General features: G+C 72.6%; 20 protein-coding genes. 14 read left to right on the top strand and 6 right to left on the bottom strand.

The window, feature by feature from the left end; translation table 11 throughout:
* The first annotated feature begins 2 nt into the window (after positions 1-2).
* From HC362_RS23535 to HC362_RS23500, 8 genes are all read left to right on the top strand, one after another.
* Positions 3-4,163 carry a type I polyketide synthase gene (locus HC362_RS23535; protein ID WP_243085996.1) on the top strand — a complete coding sequence of 1,387 codons (4,161 nt, stop codon included), beginning with the start codon at positions 3-5 and terminating at the stop codon, positions 4,161-4,163.
* Complete coding sequence (locus tag HC362_RS23530; RefSeq protein ID WP_243085994.1) at positions 4,148-5,176, top strand: 3-oxoacyl-[acyl-carrier-protein] synthase III C-terminal domain-containing protein; 1,029 nt, start codon at positions 4,148-4,150, stop codon at positions 5,174-5,176. Before HC362_RS23535 ends, HC362_RS23530 begins: the two co-directional genes overlap by 16 nt.
* On the top strand, positions 5,173-6,603 hold the full coding sequence (locus tag HC362_RS23525) for an NAD(P)/FAD-dependent oxidoreductase (RefSeq protein ID WP_243085993.1): 1,431 nt from the start codon (positions 5,173-5,175) through the stop codon (positions 6,601-6,603). The genes HC362_RS23530 and HC362_RS23525 overlap by 4 nt, the downstream gene beginning before the upstream one ends.
* Positions 6,600-7,625 (top strand): AfsA-related hotdog domain-containing protein, encoded by a 1,026-nt coding sequence (locus tag HC362_RS23520; protein ID WP_243085991.1) that lies wholly within the window; start codon positions 6,600-6,602, stop codon positions 7,623-7,625. Before HC362_RS23525 ends, HC362_RS23520 begins: the two co-directional genes overlap by 4 nt.
* A 2-nt stretch (positions 7,626-7,627) precedes the next feature.
* Positions 7,628-8,968: an FAD-dependent oxidoreductase gene (locus HC362_RS23515; protein WP_243085990.1), complete on the top strand. Its 1,341-nt coding sequence runs from the start codon at positions 7,628-7,630 to the stop codon at positions 8,966-8,968.
* Positions 8,965-9,831 carry an SDR family oxidoreductase gene (locus HC362_RS23510; RefSeq protein WP_243085989.1) on the top strand — a complete coding sequence of 289 codons (867 nt, stop codon included), beginning with the start codon at positions 8,965-8,967 and terminating at the stop codon, positions 9,829-9,831. Before HC362_RS23515 ends, HC362_RS23510 begins: the two co-directional genes overlap by 4 nt.
* Before the next feature lie 28 nt (positions 9,832-9,859).
* Positions 9,860-10,867 (top strand): acyl-CoA desaturase, encoded by a 1,008-nt coding sequence (locus HC362_RS23505; protein ID WP_243085987.1) that lies wholly within the window; start codon positions 9,860-9,862, stop codon positions 10,865-10,867.
* 117 nt (positions 10,868-10,984) lie between these two features.
* Positions 10,985-12,682, top strand: coding sequence for an AMP-binding protein (locus tag HC362_RS23500; RefSeq protein WP_243085986.1), 1,698 nt, complete (start codon positions 10,985-10,987; stop codon positions 12,680-12,682).
* 19 nt (positions 12,683-12,701) lie between these two features.
* Here HC362_RS23500 and HC362_RS23495 read toward each other — a convergent pair whose 3' ends face one another.
* From HC362_RS23495 to HC362_RS23485, 3 genes are all read right to left on the bottom strand, one after another.
* Positions 12,702-13,136 (bottom strand): nitroreductase/quinone reductase family protein, encoded by a 435-nt coding sequence (locus tag HC362_RS23495; protein ID WP_243085984.1) that lies wholly within the window; start codon positions 13,134-13,136, stop codon positions 12,702-12,704.
* 96 nt (positions 13,137-13,232) lie between these two features.
* Positions 13,233-13,556: a hypothetical protein gene (locus tag HC362_RS23490; protein WP_243085983.1), complete on the bottom strand. Its 324-nt coding sequence runs from the start codon at positions 13,554-13,556 to the stop codon at positions 13,233-13,235.
* A gap of 122 nt (positions 13,557-13,678) precedes the next feature.
* On the bottom strand, positions 13,679-14,032 hold the full coding sequence (locus tag HC362_RS23485; protein WP_243085981.1) for a hypothetical protein: 354 nt from the start codon (positions 14,030-14,032) through the stop codon (positions 13,679-13,681).
* Positions 14,033-14,236: 204 nt separating this feature from the next.
* On the opposite strand from HC362_RS23485, the gene HC362_RS23480 reads away from it, so the two are divergent.
* From HC362_RS23480 to HC362_RS23470, 3 genes are all read left to right on the top strand, one after another.
* Complete coding sequence (locus HC362_RS23480) at positions 14,237-14,440, top strand: hypothetical protein (RefSeq protein WP_243085979.1); 204 nt, start codon at positions 14,237-14,239, stop codon at positions 14,438-14,440.
* A gap of 243 nt (positions 14,441-14,683) precedes the next feature.
* A complete protein-coding gene (locus HC362_RS23475) occupies positions 14,684-15,982 on the top strand; it encodes a radical SAM protein (RefSeq protein ID WP_243088776.1) in 1,299 nt (432 codons plus the stop codon).
* Positions 15,983-16,084: 102 nt separating this feature from the next.
* Complete coding sequence (locus HC362_RS23470; RefSeq protein WP_243085978.1) at positions 16,085-16,696, top strand: dihydrofolate reductase family protein; 612 nt, start codon at positions 16,085-16,087, stop codon at positions 16,694-16,696.
* A gap of 18 nt (positions 16,697-16,714) precedes the next feature.
* On the opposite strand, the gene HC362_RS23465 is transcribed toward HC362_RS23470, so the two are convergent.
* Both HC362_RS23465 and HC362_RS23460 read right to left on the bottom strand, forming a co-directional pair.
* Positions 16,715-17,227: a DinB family protein gene (locus HC362_RS23465; protein WP_243085976.1), complete on the bottom strand. Its 513-nt coding sequence runs from the start codon at positions 17,225-17,227 to the stop codon at positions 16,715-16,717.
* A gap of 90 nt (positions 17,228-17,317) precedes the next feature.
* A complete protein-coding gene (locus HC362_RS23460) occupies positions 17,318-17,887 on the bottom strand; it encodes a Uma2 family endonuclease (protein WP_243088775.1) in 570 nt (189 codons plus the stop codon).
* A gap of 227 nt (positions 17,888-18,114) precedes the next feature.
* Here HC362_RS23460 and HC362_RS23455 point away from each other — a divergent pair, with 227 nt between their 5' ends.
* The 3 genes from HC362_RS23455 (at position 18,115) to eda (ending at position 21,285) form a co-directional block, all read left to right on the top strand.
* Entirely contained in the window at positions 18,115-19,671 is a 1,557-nt protein-coding gene (locus tag HC362_RS23455) for an FAD-binding oxidoreductase (protein ID WP_243085975.1), read from the top strand.
* 80 nt (positions 19,672-19,751) lie between these two features.
* Complete coding sequence (gene yaaA / locus HC362_RS23450; protein WP_243085974.1) at positions 19,752-20,549, top strand: peroxide stress protein YaaA; 798 nt, start codon at positions 19,752-19,754, stop codon at positions 20,547-20,549.
* Between the two features lie 73 nt (positions 20,550-20,622).
* Positions 20,623-21,285 (top strand): bifunctional 4-hydroxy-2-oxoglutarate aldolase/2-dehydro-3-deoxy-phosphogluconate aldolase, encoded by a 663-nt coding sequence (gene eda / locus HC362_RS23445; RefSeq protein ID WP_243085967.1) that lies wholly within the window; start codon positions 20,623-20,625, stop codon positions 21,283-21,285.
* Here the strand turns inward: eda and HC362_RS23440 are convergent.
* Positions 21,260-22,474: a bifunctional RNase H/acid phosphatase gene (locus HC362_RS23440; protein ID WP_243085966.1), complete on the bottom strand. Its 1,215-nt coding sequence runs from the start codon at positions 22,472-22,474 to the stop codon at positions 21,260-21,262. The two genes, eda and HC362_RS23440, sit on opposite strands and share 26 nt — an antisense overlap.
* Positions 22,475-22,495: the final 21 nt, after the last annotated feature.

Genomic DNA, 22,495 nt, shown 5'->3' with positions numbered 1-22,495 from the left:
CGGTGTCGGACGACCGGGAAGTGCCGGACCAGGAGAAGGCGCTGCGCTATCTGCGGCGCGTCACCGCACAGCTGCAACAAGCGCGCGAGGAGCTGCGCGAGGTGGAGCGGCGCGCTCACGAGCCGGTGGCTGTGGTGGGTATGGGGTGTCGTTTTCCGGGGGGTGTGGTCTCCCCGGAGGGTCTGTGGGAGGTGGTGGCCTCCGGGCGGGATGTGGTCTCCGGCTTCCCCAAGGACCGCGGCTGGGATCTGGAGCGGCTGTTCGCCGACGACCCGGACGTGCCGGGCACCTCGTACGCGCGTGCGGGCGGCTTCCTGGAGGACGCCGCCGGCTTCGACGCCGAGTTCTTCGGCATCGGCCGCACCGAGGCACTGGCCATGGACCCCCAGCAGCGACTCCTCCTGCACACGGTGTGGGAAGCCCTCGAACACGCCGGCATCGACCCCGAACAACTGCGCGGCTCCCGTACCGGCACTTACATCGGTACCACCGGGCAGGACTACCAGCAGCGCGCCAGGTCGGGTCCGGCGGAGTTGGAGGGGTACTGGGGTATCGGCTCGGCCGGGAGCGTGCTCTCGGGCCGGATCGCCTATCTCTTCGGCTTCGAGGGTCCGGCACTGACGGTGGACACCGCCTGCTCGTCGTCCCTGGTCGGCGTACACCTGGCGGTACAGGCCCTGCGGCGCGGCGAATGCACGCTGGCCCTGGCCGGGGGAGTCACCGTGATGTCCACACCGGGCACCTTCACGGAGTTCTCCCGGCAGCGGGCGCTCTCCCCCGACGGACGGTGCCGCTCCTACGCGGACGCCGCCGACGGCACCGGATGGGCCGAAGGCGTCGGCGTCCTCGCCCTCGAACGCCTCAGCGACGCCCAACGCCACGGACACCCCGTCCTCGCCCTCATCCGCGGCACCGCCATCAACCAGGACGGCGCCAGCAACGGACTCACCGCCCCCAACGGCCCCGCCCAACAACGCGTCCTCACCCAAGCACTGGCAGACGCACACCTCACCCCCACCGACATCGACGCCGTCGAAGGACACGGCACCGGCACGACGCTGGGTGATCCGATCGAAATCGCCGCGCTGGCAGCCGTTTACGGCAAAGGGCGCGGGGCGGACCACCCGCTGCGGCTCGGCTCCCTCAAGTCGAACGTGGGCCACGCCCAGGCGGCGGCAGGCGTGGGCGGACTGATCAAAATGGTGCAGGCACTCCGCCACGAAACCCTCCCCCGCACCCTCCACATCGACAAACCCACCCGGAAAGCCGACTGGACACCCGGCACCGTCCAACTCCTCACCGAACCCCTCCCCTGGCCCCGCGACACCGCACACCCACGCCGCGCCGGAATCTCCTCCTTCGGAGTGGGCGGCACCAACGCCCACGTCATCGTCGAAGAGGCACCGGCGGAGGCCGCCACCCCCGATGCCGACACCGCGGAGGCCGGCACCACGGCAGAACCCAGCGGCACACCCGTCAGCTGGGTGCTCTCGGCCAAGACCCCCCAAGCACTCCGCGCACAAGCAGCCCGCCTCCACACCCACCTCACCCCCCCCAACAAGCCCAACCCCCACCCCACCCACATCGCCGCCGCCCTCGCCCTCACCCGCACCCACCACCCCCACCGCGCCGCCCTCACCACCACCGACCACCACCACCTCCTCCCAGCCCTCAACGCCCTCGCACACGGCGAGCTGCCCGCGCGAGCCGTCCAGGGGGTGGCTGCCCGTCCCCGCAAACTCGCCTTCCTCTTCTCCGGGCAGGGCTCCCAGTGGCCCGGCATGGGGCGTCAACTCGCCGCAGCACACCCGGTGTTCGCGGAGACGCTGGAGGAGGTCTGCGCCGAGCTGGACCGGCACCTCGACCGTCCGCTGCGCCCGGTGATGTTCGCGGCGGACGGCACGCCGGAGGCGGAGCTGCTGCACCGGACGGGCTGGACGCAGCCCGCCTTGTTCGCGCTGGAGGTGGCGCTCTCCCGGCTGGTGGGGTCCTGGGGGCTGACGCCCGACTTCGTACTGGGCCACTCCGTCGGTGAGCTGTCCGCCGCGCACGTGGCGGGTGTGCTGTCACTGCCGGACGCCGCCGCGCTGGTCGCCGCGCGCGGACGGCTGATGCAGGGGCTGCCCGCAGGGGGCGCGATGCTCTCCGTCCGCGCCGCCGAGGAAGAGGTACGGGAGCGGCTGCGCGGCTGGGACGACCGGCTTGCCGTCGCGGCGGTCAACGGGCCACGCTCGGTTGTGGTGTCCGGTCCCGCCGACGCGCTGGGCGACTGGGAGCGGGAGTGCGGCTGGCAGGAGCGCGGTGTGCGTACCCGTCGGCTGACGGTCAGCCACGCGTTCCACTCGCCGCTGATGCGCCCGGTGCTCGGTGAACTGACGTCTGCGGCCCGCACTCTGGACTTCCGGCCGCCGACCGTGCCGCTCCTGTCCAATGTCACCGGGGACATGGCGGAGGCGGCCACCCTCGCCGCGCCCGGCTACTGGGCGCGCCACGCGGAACAGGGCGTCCGGTTCCACGACTGCGTACGCCGGTTGGAGCGCGCGGGTGTCACCGCGTATCTGGAGCTGGGTCCCGGGGGTGTGCTCACCGGCATGGCCCGTGAGTGTCTCAGGGCACCGGCCGACGCGGTGCTGAGCGCCTCGCTGGGCGCGCGCCGCACCGGCCGCGACGAGGAGAGCGAGCCGGAGGCGCTGCTCGCCGCGCTCGCCGAGCTGCACACGCACGGTGCGGACAAGGGCGCACTCGCGGCGTACTACGCGCCCGCCGCCCGGACCGTGCGGCGCCGGGTGTCGTTGCCGACGTACGCCTTCCAGTCGCGCCGCTACTGGGTCGACGGCGTCGGGACCGGGGGCGCCGCCACCGGGCCGGCGCGCACGGAGCCGACGGCGGCGACGGCTCCGGGATCGGAGCCGGGGCCCGCAGCCCGGCCGGCCGACCCGCAACCCGCCTCCGACGTCCTGCACATGGTGCGTACGCAGACCGCGCACATCCTCGGCTTCGAGGACGCGGCGGACGTGGCCGAGGGCCGCACCTTCATGGAGCAGGGAGTCGACTCGCTGGGCGCCGTACGCCTCCAGCAGCGTCTGGTGGCGGCGGTCGGCCTGGACCTTCCGGCCACGCTGCTCGCCGACCACCCGACCCCGGCCGCCCTCGCCGACCGGCTCCAACCCTTGCTGGCCACGGCCGCGGCCACAGCCGAGGGCTCCGGAGAAAGCTCCGAAGGGGACACCGCCGAGAGGTTCGGAGGCAACCCCGGAGAGGACCGCGCGCCGGCCGCCGTACCCGCACCGTCCAGCGGCCCGTACACCGAGCTGCTGCGTGCCGCGCACGCGCACGGCGAACTCGCGCAGGCCCTTCCCCTGCTGCGCACCGCGGCGCGGTACCGGCCCCGTTCGGCCCCCGGCACCCGGCCCGCTTCACCGCACCCGCCGGTGCTCGTCTCGGACGGGCCCGCCACGCCTGCCGTGATCTGTGTGCCCTCCTTTCTCGCGGGTTCGGGGCCGCATCAGTTCGCGCGGCTGGGGAGCGGGTTCGGGCAGCGGAGACGGATGGCGGCGCTCACGCTGCCCGGGTTCGGGGGTGACGGCACGGAACCGGACCCGCTGCCCGCCACCTGGGAGGCGGCGGTCGCCGCGCTGGCCGACTCCGTGGTACGCACCGCCCAGGAGGCGCCCGCTGTGCTGGTGGGCCACTCCATCGGCGGGGTGCTGGCGCACGCGGCCGCCGCGGCGCTGGAGCGGGCCGGGCACCGGGTCGCGGGCGTCGTGCTCATCGACACCTACGAGCCGGAACCCGGTCGGCAGAGCGAGGTGTTCGCCTGGGCCATGGGACGTGTACTGGATCTGGACCAGGGCCGGTCCGGCTCCGGCTTCGGTCGGCTCGGCATCCACGACGACACCGTGCTGGCCATGGGCGGCTATCTGGGGCTCTTCGACACGTGGGCGGCCGACGCCCTGCACGCGCCGACGCTGCTGCTGACGGCTGGGAATGCGCCGGACGCGCCCGGCAGCGGCAGCTGGCAGCACTGGAGGGCGCGCACCCCCTCCACCACCCGCGTTCCGGTCCCCGGCGATCACTTCTCGCTCCTGGACGAGGACGTGCACACGACCGCGCGCACCGTCGAGGAGTGGCTTCGAAAGGAAACAACATGCAGCCAGGCATAGTCGGCATCGTCGACTTCGGCAGTTATCTGCCCGGGGAGCCCGTGGGGCCCGAGTTCTTCCGCGACGAGAGCGACGAGGGCAAGGCCGCCGATCCGCTCGCGGACCTCCCGCTGTTCCGCGTTCCGCCGGCGCGGCACCATGTCGCCCCGGACGAGCAGGCCGCAGGCATGATCGCCGAGGCGGCCCGGCCCCTCTTCGAGCGCCTCGGCAGGGATCCGGCGGACAGTGTCGATGTGCTGATCACCAATGTGCTGCTGCCGGACGAGTTGTTCACCGGTATCGGCGCGCGGGCAGCGCACGCCCTCGGCTGCAGCCCGGAGTGGATCGTCGACCTGCACAACGGCGGCTGCGCCTCATTCATGTACATGCTGAAGCTCGCCCAGAAGATCATGGCCGACGGGTCCGCCCGTACCGCGCTGGTCGCCAATGTGCAGAACTCGGCAGGCCAGGTCTTCGCCCAGTCCGAGGTGCGCAAGGAGGCGCACGCCGCGTACCCCGGGGACGGCTGCGGCGTGGCCTATCTGACGGTCGACGGCGGCTCCCCCGTGCTCGGCGTACGCACGCGCAACATCCCCGCCCACGCCCTCGATCTGGGCCTGGAGACCCCCGACGGACGGAAGTACTGGGAGCCGGGCACGGGCCAGATGGACATCCGGTTCCACCCCGACAAGACGACCGAGATCATGGAGCGGGGCAACACGCTGGTGCCCGAACTGGTCCAGAAGCTCTGCGCGGACCTGGGCGAGCCGCCCTCCGCCATCGACCTCCTGGTCACCAACCAGCCCAACCGGATCTTCCTCAAGAACTGGAGCGAGGCCCTCGGCCTGGCCCCCGAGCGCCACCTCGACACCTTCGACCACTTGGGAAACCTGTACGGCGCCGCCGTGCCCATCACCCTGGACCGGGCGGCGCGCGCGGGCAGGCTGCGCGACGGCGATCTCGTCATGATGGCCGGGTTCGCGCACGCCGGCGACTTCGCCGCCGCCGGGGCCCTCCGGTGGAGCGCGCGGTGAGCGGCGGGGACGAGACGGTCGATGTGGCTGTCGTCGGCGCCCGCGTCGCCGGCGCCGCGCTCGGCACGCTGCTCGCCCGGCGCGGGCTGCGTGTCGCTGTACTGGACCAGGCCGCAGCGCCGCGCTTCACCCTCTCCTCCAACATCATCCAGGCCGACGCGCTCGCCTTCCTGCACCGGCTCGGCGTACTGGAGCGGCTGCGTGCCGCGGGGGCCGGCACCATGAGCCATGTCGACATGCGGCTTGAGGACTTCCGCTGCCGGGTGCCCTTCCCCCAGCGGCCCGGGGACCGGGGCGGCGCCGCCTGTCTGCGCCGGGAGGTCCTGGACCCGGTGCTCGCCCAGGAGGCCGCCGCGTCCGGGGCGCGGGTACGCCTGGGCGCCAAGGCCGTGGGGCTGCTGGAGGAGGACGGCCGGGTCACCGGTGTACGGGTGGCGCACGGCGGGAGCGAACACCGGCTGAGGGCCCGCCTCGTGGTGGGCGCCGACGGTCGCGCCTCGTCCGTCGCCGCGTGGTGCGGGGCCCGCCGGTATCACGTGCTGCCCGGGCGGCGCAGCTACTACTGGACGTACTTCGAGGGCGCCGACCCCGGCCCCGAGCCGACGTTCGTCTTCCACCGCTGGGGTGACCAGCACCTGCTCGGCGGGCCCGCCGACAACGGTCTCTACATCGTCGGCGTCTCACCCCGGCGCGAGGAGCGGGACGCCTTCCACCGGGATCTGGAGGGCGGTGTGCGGGCGCACGCGAGGAGCTGCGAGCCCATCGCAGCGGCGCTGGCCGGTGCGCGGCGCGCCACCCGGATCTTCGGCATCCGGCGCTTCCACGGGTACTTCCGCGAGGCCGCGGGCCCCGGCTGGGTGCTGCTCGGCGACTCCGGGCACTTCAAGGACCCGGCGGGCGGGCGGGGCATCGGCGACGCCTTTCACCAGGCGGAGCGGCTGGCCCCGGCCGTCGCGGCGGCGCTGGAGGGCTCGGACGCCGAAGTCGACCGCGCCACCGCCGCGTTCGGCCGCTGGCGTGACAGGCACTACGCCGAGTACTACGGCCTCGCCGCCGACCTGGGCATGGACGGGCCGATCGCCGCCGTCGTCCCGCGGGTCGTCGCCCGGCTGCACGCCCGGGGCAGGACGGACGAGGTGCTCGATCTCCTCAGCCACCGCGCCTCGGTGCTGCGGGTCCTCTCCCCCGCCCGGGTGCTGGCCGCCACCGGAGGGCTGCTGGCACGGCCCGCACCGCCCGGCCGGCGCCTCACCGCGCTCACCGGACTGGGCGCGCTGGCCGCCACCGAAGTGCGCCGCCGCCGCGCGATGGCCCGGCCGGTCCACAGCACCGGACAGCCCCCGCACCCCACCGATCCCGTACAGCCCGAACCCGCACAGCCCGAACCCGTACAACCCGACTCTTCCGAAGCGGAGCTGAGCCGATGACCACATCCGCGGCCCGGACGGGCGGCCTGCTGCCCTGGGACCTCAGCCTGGGCTTCGAGCAGACGGTGCCGCGTGCCCTGGCGCACCGCAGCCAGATCGGCGAGGTCTTCGTCGCCGACTCGGCGCAGACCTCCGAGGACGACCACTACCTGTCGTTCCAGATCCCCCGCGCGCACAGCCTCTGGTCGGACGCGCCCCGGGGCCATCACGACCCGTTCGCCTCGGCGGAGGCGGCGCGGCAGGCCATCTTCGTCATGCTGCACCGGCACCTCGGCGTGCCCGTCCAGCTCCCTTTCAGCCTCCAGCGCATCACTCTGCACGTCGAGGACCCGGAGGCGTACGCACGCGAGGGGAACCGGCCGCTCCAGGGGTTCTTGCACTACCGCGTCACCGGCCGCGAGCGGCGGGGAGCCGACGTGGTGGGCATGCGGCTCGCCGGCTCGATGGAGATCGGCGGTCGCCCGGCGCTGAGCCTCACCGCCCAGCTGGCGTTCATGTCCCAGGGCGACTACGACGTCTTCCGCTCCTACCAGCGTGCACGCAAGCCGCTGGCCACGGCCCGCCTGACGCCGTCCACGCCGCTGCCACCGGCCGCGGTGGGCCGGGGCGACCCGAGGAACGTGGTGATCGGCGCCGCCGGTGACGGTACGGCGCCGACGGCTGACCGGTATCTGCTGGTGGCGGACCGGACGCACCCCGCCTTCTTCGACCACGAGTACGACCACGTCCCGGGCCCGTTGATGGTGGAGGGAATGCGGCAGGCCGCAGTCGCCGCCGCCGGCCGGGCCGGGGCGCTGCGGGCCCCGTCGGCCCTCCTCACCGGCTGCGAGGCCGACTTCCTCGACTTCGCGGAGTTCGAAGCCGACCTCGCCTACGAGACGGAGGTCGGCGCCCCGGGAGCGGACGGGCGGCTGTCTGTGGAGGTGGCCGTACGGCAGTTCGGCAACCGGGTCGTGGCCGGCCGTATCGAGCTGCTCCCGCTGGGCCACGCACCCGCATCAGTACCAGAGGAACCACGGTGACCATGGATCTCACACCCACAGCAGCGCAGCGCCGGGTCGCGGTGGTCGGGGGCGGCATCTCCGGCCTGACGGCCGCGCTCCGGCTGCACCAGCGCGGATACGACACCGAACTCGTGGAGGCGGCCGACACACTGGGCGGCCGGTTCGGCGTTGCCGTACTGGGCGGCAGGCAGGTGATGACCGGCGGCAAGAACATCGGCCGCCGCTACACCACCTTCCGCCGGTTCACGGCCGAACTGGGCGCCGACGACTACGAGTCGTTCGGCTACAACGCCTCCCGCGTCAAGGACGGCAGGGTGCTCACGCTGGACAGCGAGAAACGCGGCCAGACGCTGCGGAACATCCGCCGCATGGGCTCCTCGCGCGACCTCGCACGGCTCGCGGCGATGGCGGCGCGGATACGGCTGGACGACTCCAACCGGTTCCTGGGCTCCCGCTACTTCAGCGGCGTCTCCCGCCGCCACGACCGGGCGCCGCTCAGCACCTTCTTCGGCCGGGAGCTGACCGACTCGCTGATCCGCCCGATGGTGATCCGCAACAACGGCGCCGAGCCCGACGAGGTCTACCCCGGCACCTTCGGCACCAACCTCGCCATGCTGCTGGACCACTACGACCAGCTCGCGCACGGCATCCAGCCCGCACTCGACGCCTTCGCCGCCCGGGTCCCCGTCCGGCTGGGCACCCGGGTGACCGGTCTGGACATCCGGGAAGGGGCGGTGCGCGGCCTGCGCCTGGCGGAAGGGGACGGCGGCACCGAGGAGACCGTCGCCTACGACGGGGTGGTGCTGGCCACCCCCGCGTACGCCACGGCCGGCATCGTGCGCTCCGCGCAGCCCGCGCTGGCCCGCCGGCTGGCCGATGTGCGCTACTTCCCTTCCACCGTCGTGCTCGTCGAGTACGACCGGCCCGTCTTCGACGAGAACGTACGCGCGCTGGCCATGGACGACGGGCCGTGCAGCAACGCCGGCTCGTACGGCATGCAAGAGCGGCACATCGTCCGCTACACCTACAGCGGCAGGGAGGGCAGGCTCACCGACCTGAGCCCGGAGCACATCGACAAGCTGACGGGCGAGGTCGAGGAGAAGCTGGTCGAACACCTCGGCGCTCCGCGTGCCGAGCGCGTCCACACGCTGGTCAAGCACTGGGACGCCGCCTACAGCGGTTATGTACCGCACCACCCCTCCTTCCTCGCCGAGGTCAGGGAACGGGTCGGCCGGCTGGCCGGCCTCGAGCTGGCCGGTGACTACATCCAGGGCGTCAGCATCGAGGCGTGCGCCCGCTCCGGCAGCGCCGCGGCAGCCCGGCTCACCGCCCACCTCTCCACCCCGCGGGAGCGGGCATGACCTGGGCGGTGGTGACCGGCGCCTCGTCCGGTATCGGCGAGGCTCTGGCACGTCAGCTGGCCGCACGCGGCTGCGATCTGCGGCTTGTCGCACGCAGCGAGGACACGCTGGTCCGGCTGGCGGACGAACTGTCCCGCGCACACGGCGTCCGGGCCACCCCGCTCCCCTGCGACCTGGCCGATCCCGGGCAGCGCCGGGAACTGTGCCGGGAGTTGGCCCGGACGCCGGTCACCGTGCTGTGCGCCAACGCCGGCTTTCCCACCTGCGGCCCGCTGCGCGACACCGACCCCGCGCGGGAGAGCGCCGAAGTCCAGGTCAATGTCGTCGCGCTGCACGAGCTGACCCGCGCGGTGCTGCCGGGCATGCTCGCCCGCCGCCGTGGCGGCATCCTGATCTCCGGCTCGACGGCGGGCTGCCAGCCGGTGCCCACGGCCGCGACCTACTCGGCCACCAAGGCGTTCGCCAACACCTTCGCGGAGTCGCTGCACGAGGAGCTGCGCGGTACCGGGGTGCGCTGCACGCTGCTCGCGCCGGGCCCCGTGCGCACCAACTTCTACGCCGTGGCCGGGATGACCGCGCTCCAGGAGGAGAAGCTGCTCGCCTGGCAGACGCCGCGCCGTGTCGCCGCCGCCGGACTGCGCGCCCTGGCGGCCGGGCGCCGGGTGGTGGTGCCGGGGCCCGTCGCCAAGGCCCAGTACCTCGCGGGCCGCCACACCCCTCGCGGGCTGCTGTTTCCGCTGCTGCGCGGTGCGATCCTGCCGCGCTTCCGCAACGCCCGGCTCCAGGAGCGGCGCGAGCCGCCGACGGTACGGAGCCGCCAGACCCCTCGAACCCCCACTGACGGTCCACTGACGGCCGAGTGACCGGCCGACCGACGGAAGTGAAAGCCTCATGGACGGAAGAGAACACCGCTGGTTCATCCTCGGCGCCTCCCTCATACCGCTCATCGCGGTGTTCGGCGCCATGGTTCTGCTCTGGAACCGGATCTTCGGCTGGACGGACCTGCTGGTCCTGTTCATCATGTACGCGATCTCCGGCTTCGGGATCTCCGCCGGCTACCACCGGATGCTGACCCACCGCTCGTTCGAGACGTACAAGCCGGTCCGCGTCGCGCTGGCCACGGCCGGCGTCATGGCGGGGCAGGGCCCGCCGCTGATCTGGGCGGCGCACCACCGCAAGCACCACCGGGTCGCCGACAAGGAGGGCGACCCGCACAGCCCCCACCTGGACTTCGAGCCCGGTCTGAAAGGCGCCCTGGCGGGCCTGTGGCACGCCCACCTCGGCTGGCTCTTCGACGACAAGCTCACCTCCGACCCGATGCGTTACTGCCCCGATCTGGTACGGGAGAAGCCGCTGCGCCTGCTGAGCCAGCACCTGGTGCTGGTCACCGCGGCCGGCGTGGTGCTGCCGGGCCTGATCGCCTACGCGGTCACCGGGGGCGACCTTCGGGCGCTGCTCACCGGGATGCTGTGGGGCGGTCTCGTACGGATCTTCCTCATCAATCACATGACCTACGCGGTGAACTCGGTCGGCCACTACTTCGGCCGCCGCCGCTTCGAGACCACCGACGAGTCCCGGAACGTGGCCTGGCTGTCCCTCCCGTCGTTCGGCGAGGCGTGGCACAACAACCACCACGCCTTTCCCCGCTCCGCGCGCCACGGCATGAAGTGGTACGAGGTCGATCTGAGCGCTGTCCTCATCTGGAGCCTGGAGAAGACCGGACTGGCCTGGAAGGTCGTTCGTATCGACCACGAGCGGATGGAGCTGCGCGAGGCGGGGATCAGCCGCGTCACCGGCAGCGCGCGGGAGCGCCAGGAGCTGCTGGAGAGCCAGCAGCGGATCGCACCGCTGGCCGAGCGCGGCAACCGCCAGGACACCTCCCTGGTCGACGTCGAGTAGCACCCCCGAAGCCCGGGACGGCGTACCCGGACCGGCACCGGGACGGCCTGCACGGACCAGCACAGCGCAGCACCACGCGGCATCACGAGACATCACCAGGAACGGGGGAGCGGCGAGATGCGCTTCTGGAATGCCCTGACGAACAGTACGTCGCACGGCGTACTGCACATCTGGAACGGCGACGAGTTCGAGCACACCCCCTGGCGCGACGTCGCCCGGGACTCGCTGGCCATGGCCGCCGCGCTACGGCGCAGGGGCGTACGGCCCGGCACCCGGGTCGCGGCCATCCTCACCAACACCCCAGACACCGTGCGCGGGCTGCTCGCGGTCTGGCTGGCGGGCGGCGCCGTGGCCTCGCTGCCGCTGCCGACCCGCGGCCAGAGCACCGAGGAGTACGGCCGCCAGCTCACCGCTCTGGCGGCCCGGCTCGATCCGGTCCTCCTCCTCGCGGACGACTGGATAGCGCCGCTGCTCCCCGCTGAGCTGAGCGGCCACCTGCCGGTGTGCGGCTGGTCGTCGCTGCGCGGCACCGGCGCCGGTGCGGGTGCCGGGACCGCCGCCGGTATCGAGCCGTCGCCGCCGGGCGACGACGAGCTGGCGTTCATCCAGTACTCCTCGGGGAGCACCAGCACCCCCAAGGGGTGCGCGCTGACCACCCGCTCCATCGAGGAGCAGCTGCGGATCATCCTGCATCTGACCGGCGGGCGCCCCGGCGCGGACACGGTGGCCTCCTGGCTGCCCCTCTCGCACGACATGGGGATGTTCGGCTGCCTGCTGTACTCGTGGGCGTACGACTTCGACTTCGTCCTCTCGACACCGGAGCGGTTCGGCATGGCGCCACGGACCTGGTTCCGCGACATGTCGGAGTACGAGGTGACGATGACGGCCGGGACCAGCACCGCCGTCTACCTCGCCGCCCGGGCGCAGGGCAACGGCCGGCTCCCACGCGAACTGCGGCTGCGCGCCGCGGTGATCGGCGCGGAGCGCGTGGAGTGGGACACGCTGGCCGCGGCGACCGAGAAGTTCCGCCCGTTCGGCCTGTCCGACACCGCCTTCCAGCCCGCCTACGGGATGGCCGAGGCGACCCTGGCGGTGACCGGCAAGCCCTGGGACCAGCGGCCGAAGGCCCTCACGGTCGACGGCAGCGCGCTCGTCGAGGGCGAGGTGCGCCAGGTGGAGCCCGGCCATCCGCTGGCCACCCGGCTGGTCTCCAACGGGGTGCCGCTGCCCGGAGTCCGGGTGACCACCGACGCGCCCGCGAGCTCCTCCCCCGGTGTCGCGGAGATCCGGGTGTCCTCACCGAGCCTCGCCGAGGGCTACTACGCGGACCCGCGCCGCACGGCGGACCGGTTCGAGAACGGCCGGCTGCGCACCGGCGACCTGGGGTTCCTGCGGGACGGCGAGCTGTACGTCATGGGCCGGGCCGACGACATGCTCTCGGTGGGCGGCCGGAAGGTGTACGCGTCGGAGATCGAGTCCGCGGTGGACTCGTTGAAGAACGTACGCAAAGGCTGCGCGGCCGTCATCGACGCGGGCGGCGGCAGCGGGAGCGGAAACGGCGCGTCGGCCCCGTCACCGTCCCGGCTGGTGCTGATGCTGGAGCCGCAGGGCAACCCGCGCGACTTCCGCCCGATCGCCGACGCGGCGGCGTCACTGGCCATGGACAAGGCCGGCGTGGCGCTGGCGGAATGCCTGTTCCTGCCCCGCGGCGTCCTGCCGAAGACCCCCAGCGGCAAGATCCAGCGCTTCCGCTGCCGAGCCCTGCTGGACAGCGCCGACAGCCTCCAGCCCCTGGCAAGGGTCTCCCTGTCCTGAGCGGTTCGGGTGCCGGGCGTCAGCCGGCCTTCTCGTCGGGACCGGCATCGAGGTCGACACGGATGGTCAGCAGTTCGGTGCCCACCGCGCGGACCACGGCGCTGTTGAGGCGGGGAAGCGTACGGAGCCGGGCGCGGGTGTCGTCCTCGGGGAGGAGGTGGGCCGTTCCCGTGTGCCAGCGTCCGGACTCGCGGACGCGGACACGCGGGTCGGCCTGGATGTTGCGTACATACTGCGACCGGGTGCCGTGCTCGGACACCAGCCAGAACTGCTGCCCGATGCGGCGGCCGCCGACCGGGGTACGGCGCGCGACGCCGGACTTGCGGCCCGTGGTCTCCAGGAGGACCTGTCCCGGCATCCGCCGGGAGAGGGGATTGACCACATGGCGCTGGAGCGCTGTGACCGCTCGGAACTTCCGGCCGCCGCTGCTGCCGCCGCCCGCCACGCCTGTCATTGCGTCCTCCGTCTGTTGAGCGGCCCCGCCGCGCTGTCGGCGGGGCCTACCGTCCACACGCAGCCAGCATGATGGTTACGGATGAGCAGGAGTCTGTCACTCGCCACTGACAGTCTTCGGGCGCCGGGCGCGAGTGTCCGCGCGGGCGCGGCCGCGCCGGGCCGGGGCGCCTGGTGCCGGGGCCGTGTCCGCGCCCGTCGACCGCTCGGCGAGGTGGTACAGCTCCGTCCACTGCGCTGCGGTCAGCGACTTGGGCAGGGCGCCCGGCCGGATGCCGTGGCCGCGCAGCCAGGCGAGGAGCCGGTCCCTGGACAGGGCGGCGCCTCGTCCGGTGCCGCGGTCGGCGCCACGCCCGGTGCCGCGGCCGGCGTCGCGTGGGCCGCCCCGGTCGCGGGACGCCCGCGGGACGATCTCGATCAATCCCGCGGCCGGGGCCGGCGAAGACCCGGTGGACGAAGTCCGGGTGCGGACACGCGGGAAGGGCGCGGCCCCCACGTAGGCCGCGCCCTTCGGCTGCTCGCGGCTGCCCGGGCAGCCGGCCGTCACATTCCGGGCAGCTGTCCGATGCCCATGGGGCGCATGTTGTCCTGCATGCCGCCCATGGGGCCCATGTCGGCCATCCGGCCCTGCTCGGCCATACCCCCCTGGTCGCCCATCCCACCCTGCTCCTGCTGCGGCATGGCGTCCTGCCGGCCCGCGGGCGGCACGGCGCCCTGGTCGGCCGCCGGGTCCATGGCGGCCTGGCCGTCCTCGGCCTGCTGGTGCGGCGGCGGCAGGACCATTCCGTGGTCGTCGCGACCGTTCTGGTGCTCGGGGCACGCGGCCGCGGTGCCCGCGGCGGCGAGGAGCGCGGTCGCGGTCAGGGCGACCGCTGCGAGGGCTGTGCGCTTGCGCATGGGGGGTGTGCCTTTCTGTGGTGCCCCGGTAGGGGCTGGTGGACCACCGAACACGTGCGGGCTGCCCTGGTTGCGGTCCCGTCATTCGGGACGTATACGCACTTCACCCGATGGCCCGTCACCCGGACGGAAACGCTCACCCTCCCCGCGTCCCGCGCCCCCTCCACACATGCGAACCGTTGGCCACAGTTGCACGCTGGAGATATGACCCCACCTATCGTCGTGCACCCTCCGTCCGGAACCAGTGGACGGAAAGTAACCGCACACACCGAGAGCCTCGGCTTCGCGCACCGGCCCGAGGATGTCGTCGAGTTCCTGCGCCGCGCCGGACTCGACCCCTCCGACATCCAGCTGGACGACCCCAACCTGATCGAGTGGCGCGGCGGCGGCCCGGACGTATGGGAGTGAACCTCCCCGGGGAACCCCCGTCATTCCGGGCCAGACGTACGGAACAAGAGGCAGGTGTGCGGCTCTTTCGGGCACCGGAGTACCGTCGGGTACGCCCCCGGGCCGCGAAGTGAGGAGCCTGATCACACCATGCCGTCAACGCCGACTCCCCTGCCGATGCCGTCCCCCGCACCGTCGGGGCGCAGCCAGCAGGGCCAGCGGGACCAGGAGCAGGGAAACCGGACCGCGCTGGTCGAGGACCTGATGGAGCGCTTTCCGCACATCCCGCGGGAAGCCGTGCTGAAGGAGGACCTGCTGCGGGGCGGGATGGCCTTCGACGACTCGGCGCTCAGCGACACCGCCGACAAGGCGACCGGCGAGATCAAGCCGAAGTCCTACTTCATCTTCTCCTTCGACCACCGCACCCTCCCCGAGCTGGGCGAGGCGGCGCTGCGGCGGCCGCCGGAGGAGGTCGTCCTGACGGGCGGGCCGTACGACCTGAGCCGCACCGTCGTCTCCGTACGGGTGAACCCGAGCTCGCCGTACCGCGTACAGGCGGGTGAGGACGGCGCCCTCGGCCTCTATCTGGACGGGCGGCGGATCGCCGACGTCGGGCTGCCGCCGATGCCGGACTACTACCGGCACACGCTCGCCAACGGGAAGTCCGTGATGGAGGTGGCGCCCACCATCCAGTGGGGCTACCTGATCTATCTGACGGTCTTCCGGGTGTGCCAGTACTTCGGCGCCAAGGAGGAGTGCCAGTACTGCGACATCAACCACAACTGGCGCCAGCACAAGGCCGCCGGGCGCCCGTACACCGGGGTGAAGCCGGTGGAGGAGGTACTGGAGGCGCTCCAGATCATCTCCGACCACGACACCCTCGGCGCCTCCAGCGCCTACACCCTCACCGGCGGCTCGATCACCTCGCAGGTGCAGGGCAAGGACGAGGCGGACTTCTACGGGCAGTACGCCAAGGCCATCGAGGAGCGCTTCCCCGGCCGCTGGACCGGCAAGGTGGTTGCGCAGGCGCTGCCCAAGGAGGACGTGCAGCGCTTCCACGACTACGGCATCCGCATCTACCACCCCAATTTCGAGGTGTGGGACAAGCGGCTGTTCGAGCTGTACTGCCCCGGCAAGGAGCGCTACGTGGGCCGCGAGGAGTGGCACCGCCGCATCCTCGACTCGGCGGAGGTCTTCGGCCCGCGCAATGTGATCCCGAACTTCGTCGCCGGGGTGGAGATGGCAGCGCCCTTCGGTTTCGACTCGGTGGACGATGCCATCGCCTCCACCACCGAGGGCCTGGACTTCTTCATGTCCCACGGCATCACCCCGCGCTTCACCACCTGGTGCCCGGAGCCGACGACACCGCTGGGCAAGACGAACCCGCAGGGCGCGCCGCTGGAGTACCACATCCGGCTGCTCGACGCCTACCGCGCCGCCATGCAGCGGCACGGGCTGTCCTCGCCGCCCGGATACGGCCCGGCGGGCGCGGGCCGCGCGGTCTTCTCCGTCAGCTCGTTCATGGACACGCTGCCGGCGGAGGAGGGCGCGCCGGTCGCGTGAGCCGTGCGGCGCGCCGCCGATGAGTTCTCCTGAGGGCTCCGGTCTTCTTCTTACGGGAAGGGACCGGAGCCCTTCCATGTGCACCAGAAGGAGACGAGAACCATGGCGAAGCTGACACTGACCACCATGCTGTCGCTCGACGGTGTGATGCAGGCGCCCGGCGGCCCCGAGGAGGACCCGCGCGACGGGTTCGACCTCGGCGGCTGGGTGGTGCCCTACGCCGACGAGGGCATGGTCGACCGCATCACCACCTGGTTCCAGCGCGCGGGCGCCTTCCTGCTGGGGCGGCGCACCTACGAGATCTTCGCGGCGTACTGGCCGCAGGTCGGCGACGAGGAGGACCCGGTGATCGCCGCCCGGTTGAACCGGCTGCCCAAGTACGTCGCCTCCACCACGCTGGAGCGCGCCGACTGGCAGGGCAGCACGGTGCTGGGCGGCGATGTGGTGGACGCCGTACGCGAACTGAAGCAGCAGCCGGGCGACGAGCTGCAGATCCACGGCAGCGGGGTGCTGGCCCGGTCGCTGATGGCGCACGACCTGATCGACGAGTACCGGCTGCTGGTCTACCCGGTGGTCCTGGGCAAGGGACACCGTCTCTTCGCGGAGGGCGCCGTGCCCACAGCCCTGCGGCTGGAGGCCACCGACGCGCTCCCCTCGGGCGTCACCATGCAGACCTACACCCCGGCCGGGCGGCCGACGTTCGGCTCGTTCTGACCAGGCACCGCTGCCGCCTCAGCGCCCCGTGGCACCGTCGGTCTGCTCGCGGAGGATGTCGGCGTGGCCCGCGTGCCTCCCCGTCTCCTCGATCATATGGACGAGGATCCAGCGCATCGACGGCGGTTCGCCGTCGCGCAGGGAGCGCTCACCGCGCCGGTCCAGGTCGTCGCAGGCGGCGATGGTCTCGTCCGACGCGCGGATCGCCTCCTGGTAGGCGGCGATCAGCGAGCCGCCGGTCTCGCCCGGCAGGGGCGGCTCGTCGTCGTCCAGGGGCTGTTCGCCGCGCCCGGCGTACGCCCAGCCGAACCAGTTGTACTCCACCCGGGTCAGGTGCTTGACCAGGCCCAGCAGGCTGGTGCCCGAGGGGACGCCGGGTGTGAGGCCGACCTCGTCGGAGAGTCCGGCCGCCTTGGCGATCACCGCCTCCCGCAGATACCCCAGGAACGCCGTGAGGGTCTCCTTCTCGCCACCCATCGCATAGGGGGGCCTGACATCGCCACGCGCGGAAAATCCGGTCACATCAGTCATGCCGCCGACTGTAACCAGAATTGGCTGGCGGGGGCGCGGTGCTGCTGGTTGGCTTCCGGGGTGACGGTCACCCCGGAAGTCCCTGTGCCGCTAGGCGAAGTCGGTTGTCTCCAGCGTCAGGGAGAAGGGCGCGGGGACCTCGATCTCCTTGCCGAACGGCATGGTGACGACCTGCTGGTAGTCGTCGTTGTCCGGCTCGCTGAAGAGGGTCACGGAGCCGCGCTCGCGGTCGACGAGGAGATAGAGGGGGATGCCCGCGAGGGCATAGCAGTGGCGTTTGACCTCACGGTCGCGATCCGCTCGGAGCGATGTCACCTCAGCCACCATTGCCACGCCCTCGGGAGGCATCCAGGAGTCGGCGCCCCAGAAAAGACCAGCCGAGGTGGGGGCCCAGGTAGCGTCCGGGATGACGTAGTTCTTCGGGCAGCGCCCTCCTCTGTTCAGCTTGAGTCCCTTGTGGCCGGAGATATCCATATCGGTGGCGGACTTCCGCGTCACCTGCTTCATCACCACACTGATGTAGCCCTCATGGTCCCCGTCCGGCGGCGGCGCCACGACGATGTCCCCCTCGATGAACTCGGCCCGGTAGCCCTCGGGCGTATCCAGGGCCAAGAAGCCCTCCAACAGGAGCTCTTCCTGCGAAAGCGGCTCGTGTGCCATGGCTGTCATGTCACACCCTTTCCTTGGTCACGATCAGTCTCAGCTGCCGCCCGCGTCGGTGCCGGGGGACGGGTCGCCCTTCACGCGATCGTGGCACACGAAGCGCAACCAGGCCGCCGCCTTCCACACGGAACCGCCTTACCCGCACATCCGTCCCCTTCCATGACGGAGTCGATCTTCGTCGACGACCAGGGGAACGAGCGGGACAGCAGGGGGCGGCGACAGCGATGGCGAGCACAGGGGCAGGGACGACGCGGCGTGGGCTGTTGCGGGGCGGGATCGGCGTCGGGATCGCGGCGGCGGCCGGGGGTACGTGGATGACGGGGCGCGGCGCGTACGCGGCGGCGGACGACACCGGCGCGGCGTGGAAGGCGCTGGGCAAGGGACTGGACGGGACGCTGCTGCGGCCCGGCGACCGGGACTTCACGGCGGCACGCAAGCTGTTCAACCCCCGCTTCGACTCCATACGCCCGGCCGCGGTGGCGTACTGCGCCGGACCGGGTGACATCGCCGAGTGCCTGTCCTTCGCGCGCCGGCACGAGATACCGGTGGCCGTGCGCAGCGGCGGGCACTCGTACACGGGCTGGTCCAGCGGCAAGGGCCGGCTGATCGTCGATGTGCAGAAGATGGCGTCGGTGAAGGCGTCGGGGCGCAGTGCCACGGTGGGGGCCGGGGCCAAACTCATCGACGTCTACGCCGGGTTGGCCGCGCACAAGCGGACGATACCGGCGGGGTCCTGCCCCACGGTCGGGGTCTCGGGGCTCACGCTGGGCGGCGGGATCGGCGTCGTCGCCCGCGCGTACGGGCTGACCTGCGACAGCCTGACCGGCGCCACGGTCGTCACGGCCGACGGCAAGCGGCGCGAGGTGGCCGAGGACCACGACGGGGACCTGTTCTGGGCGCTGCGCGGCGGCGGAGGCGGCAACTTCGGTGTCGTCACCTCCCTGGAGTTCCGCACCCATGTGGCGCCCTCCTGCCAGACGTTCTTCCTCTCCTGGCCGTGGTCGCGGGCGGCCGCCGTGGTGCGCGAGTGGCAGCGGTGGGCGCCGGTGGCGCCCGAGGAGATCTGGGCGAACCTGCATCTGTCGGCGCCGGTCGGTGGCCGTCCCGGCAGTGTCCGGGTCGGCGGGCTGTCGCTGGGGGCGCGCCGCGAGCTGGAGAACCAGCTCGACCGGCTCGCCGGCCGGATCGGGGCGCCTGCCTCCGACACCTCGCTGCGGCGGCACTCCTATCTGGACGCCATGAAGGTGATGGGCGGCGTCTCCGGCTGGACGCTCGCGCAGGCGCACCAGCGGGGCACGCTGCCGGGCCGTACGAAGCGGGGGAAGGTGGCCCGCGAGTCGTACGCGGCGCGCTCCGACTTCTACACCCGCTCCCTGCCGACGGCCGGGATCAAGGCGCTGCTCGACCGGGTCGAGCGGCTGGCCAAGCTGCGCGGCGGCGGCGCCGGGAGTGTGGCGCTCGACTCAATGGGCGGCGTCGCGAACCGGCCGCGGCCGGACGCGACGGCGTTCGTGCACCGGGACGCGCGCTTCCTGGCGCAGTACATCGTCTCCTGGCCGGACTCCGCCGATCCCGAGACGGTGGCCGGGCACCGCGGCTGGCTGGACGGCACGCACGCGGCGATGCGCCGGTGGGCCAGCGGGTTCGCCTACCAGAACTACCCCGACCCGGCCCTGCGCGACTGGCGGCACGCCTACTACGGCGCCAACGCCGACCGGCTGGCCAAGGTCAAGGCGGTGTACGACCCGGACCGGGTCTTCTCCTTCCCCCAGGCCGTGTGAACGTCACCTGCTGAGGGGGTGACGTTTCCACGGTACGTACGCTGGGGTCCCCGCCACCGTACGTACCGAGGAGAAGTGCCGTGCTCGTTCTGTTGCCGCCGTCCGAAGGGAAGGCCGAGGGCGGCAAGGGCCGTCCGCTGGACCTGGAGACCCTGTCGCTGCCGGGGCTGACGCAGGCGCGGGAGACGGTGCTGGAGGAGCTGGTGGCGCTCTGCCGCGCCGACGAGGAGAAAGCGCGCGAGGTGCTGGGGCTGAGCGAGGGGCTGCGCGGCGAGGTGGCCAAGAACGCCGGGCTGCGCACAGCCCCGGCCCGCCCCGCGGGCGAGATCTACACCGGAGTGCTGTACGACGCGCTGGGCCTGGCCACCCTGGACGCGGCCGCCAAGCGGCGTGCGGCGCGCTCGCTGCTGGTCTTCTCCGCGCTGTGGGGCGCGGTCGGGATCAAGGACCGCATCCCCTCCTACCGGCTCTCGGGGGGCGTGAAGCTGCCGGGCACCGGCGCGCTGGGCCGCTTCTGGCGCGGCCCGCTGGAGTCGGTGCTGCCCGAGGCCGCGGGCGGCGGCCTGGTGCTGGACCTGCGCTCGTCGGCGTACGCGGCCATGTGGAAGCCCAAGGGCGACCTGGCGCGGCGCACCGCGACCATGCGGGTGTTGCAGTCGCGGCTGGTGGACGGGGTGGAGAAGCGGTCGGTCGTCAGCCACTTCAACAAGGCGACCAAGGGCCGCATCGTGCGGTCCCTGCTGGAGGCGGGCGCCGCGCCGAAGACCCCGGCCGAGCTGGCCGGGACGCTGCGCGAGCTGGGCTACGTGGTCGAGGGCGCCGAGAACGGCGACGGACCGAAGGCCACCGCGCTGGACGTGGTGGTGACGGAACTCTAGGCGCGGCTCCCGCGAAATTGCACGCTGTGCAACGTCTGTTGCGCCCTCTGAACCTCCCGGGCACGATACGGGCATGACTCCCTCGGTGCTCGACCTCGCCCCCGTCGTCCCGGTCGTCGTACTGGAGGACGCGGCGGACGCCGTGCCGCTCGCCCGGGCGCTGGTCGACGGCGGACTGCCCGCGATCGAGGTGACGCTGCGCACCGCGGCCGCACCGGAGGCGATCCGCGCCATCGCGGACGCCGTACCCGAGGCGGTCGTCGGCGCGGGCACGGTCCTCGGGCCTGAGAACGTGCGTACGGCCGTGGCGGCAGGGGCGCGCTTCCTGGTCAGCCCCGGCTGGACGGAGGCGCTGCTGGAGGCCATGCGGGCTTCCGGAGTGCCGTTCCTGCCCGGCGTCTCGACGGCCTCGGAGGTGCTGGCGCTGCTGGAGCGCGGCGTCACGGAGATGAAGTTCTTCCCGGCGGAGGCAGCGGGCGGCACCGGCTATCTGAAGTCACTGGCCTCACCCCTCCCCCAGGCCCGCTTCTGCCCCACCGGCGGCGTGACGGCAACCAACGCGGCCGACTACCTGGCGCTGCCCAACGTCGCCTGCGTGGGCGGAACCTGGATGCTCCCCACCGACGCCCTCGCATCCAAGGACTGGGACCGGATACGGTCACTGGCCGCCGACGCGGCAACGAGGCGCAACCAGCCCGCGAAGCGTGGCCCTATCGCAGGTGACCCGTGTCGTTGAGCAGGCGCAGCGACGCGTTGCCGTCGGCGTAGTAGGCGACAGCCGAGAGGGACGCGGCGGACAGTTCCATCCGGTAGAGGGACTCGGGCGGGGCGCCGAGGGCGAGGCGGACCAGGGTCTTGACCGGGGTCACATGGGTGACGAGCAGCACCGTGCGGCCCTCATAGCGGGCCAGGAGCTCGTCGCGGGCCCCCGCCACCCGCTCGGCGACCTCGGCGAAGGACTCGCCGCCCCCTGTCGGGCGGACCGACGGAGAGGCCAGCCAGGCGTCCAGGTCCTCGGGGTGGCGCTCACGGACCTCCGCGAAGGTGAGACCCTCCCAGGCGCCGAAGTCCGTCTCGCGCAGACCCGCGTCGGTGTGGACGCCCAGCCCGAGACGGCCCGCGACAGTGGCGGCGGTCTCCTGGCAGCGGCGCAGCGGGGAGGAGACCACGGCCTGGACCGTGCCGCGCGCTGCCAGCGCCTCGGCGACGGCGGCGGCCTGCCGCCGCCCCACGGCTGAGAGCTCGGGGTCGGAACCACCGCTGCCGGAGAACCGCTTCTCGGGCGTCAACGGCGTCTCACCGTGGCGAAGGAGCACGAACGTGGTGGGGGTGCCCAGATCGGGCCCCCAACCGACACGGGTGCCGGGCGCGGTGGGGCCAGGCTCGGTAGCGGCAGCCGGCTCAGCGGCAGCGGACTCGGCGGCAGCCGGCCCGGCGGCAGCGGACGCCGCATGGGCGTCCAGCTCCGCACGGGAGGCACCCGCGTCCCACCGCTCACCCCGCTTGCCCGCGTCCATCGCCTCGTTGGCGAGGCGGTCGGCGTGCTTGTTCTGCTCGCGCGGGATCCACTCGTAGGTGACGGCGTCCGGCGGGAAGACGGCGGCGGCCTCCAGGGCGAGCGGGCGCATATCGGGGTGCTTGATCTTCCAGCGGCCCGACATCTGCTCGACGACGAGCTTGGAATCCATCCGCACCAGCACGGCGGCGTGCGCGTCCAGCTCGTAGGCGGCGCGCAGTCCGGCGAGCAGGCCCCGGTACTCGGCGACGTTGTTGGTGGCCTGACCGATGAACTCGGCGGTCTCGCGCAACGTTTCACCGGAGGCGGCGTCCCTGACGACGGCTCCGTATCCGGCCGGGCCCGGGTTGCCCCGCGAACCGCCGTCCGCCTCGACGACGAAGGTGCGCCGCGCCTGGGAACCGCTCACAGCAGCCCTCCGTCCGCCGCC

The organism is Streptomyces sp. 891-h (assembly GCF_022760275.1).
GTDB lineage: Bacteria > Actinomycetota > Actinomycetes > Streptomycetales > Streptomycetaceae > Streptomyces > Streptomyces spirodelae.
Note: the sequence above shows the minus strand (reverse complement) of the source record. Positions and strands in the feature narration are given on the sequence as shown.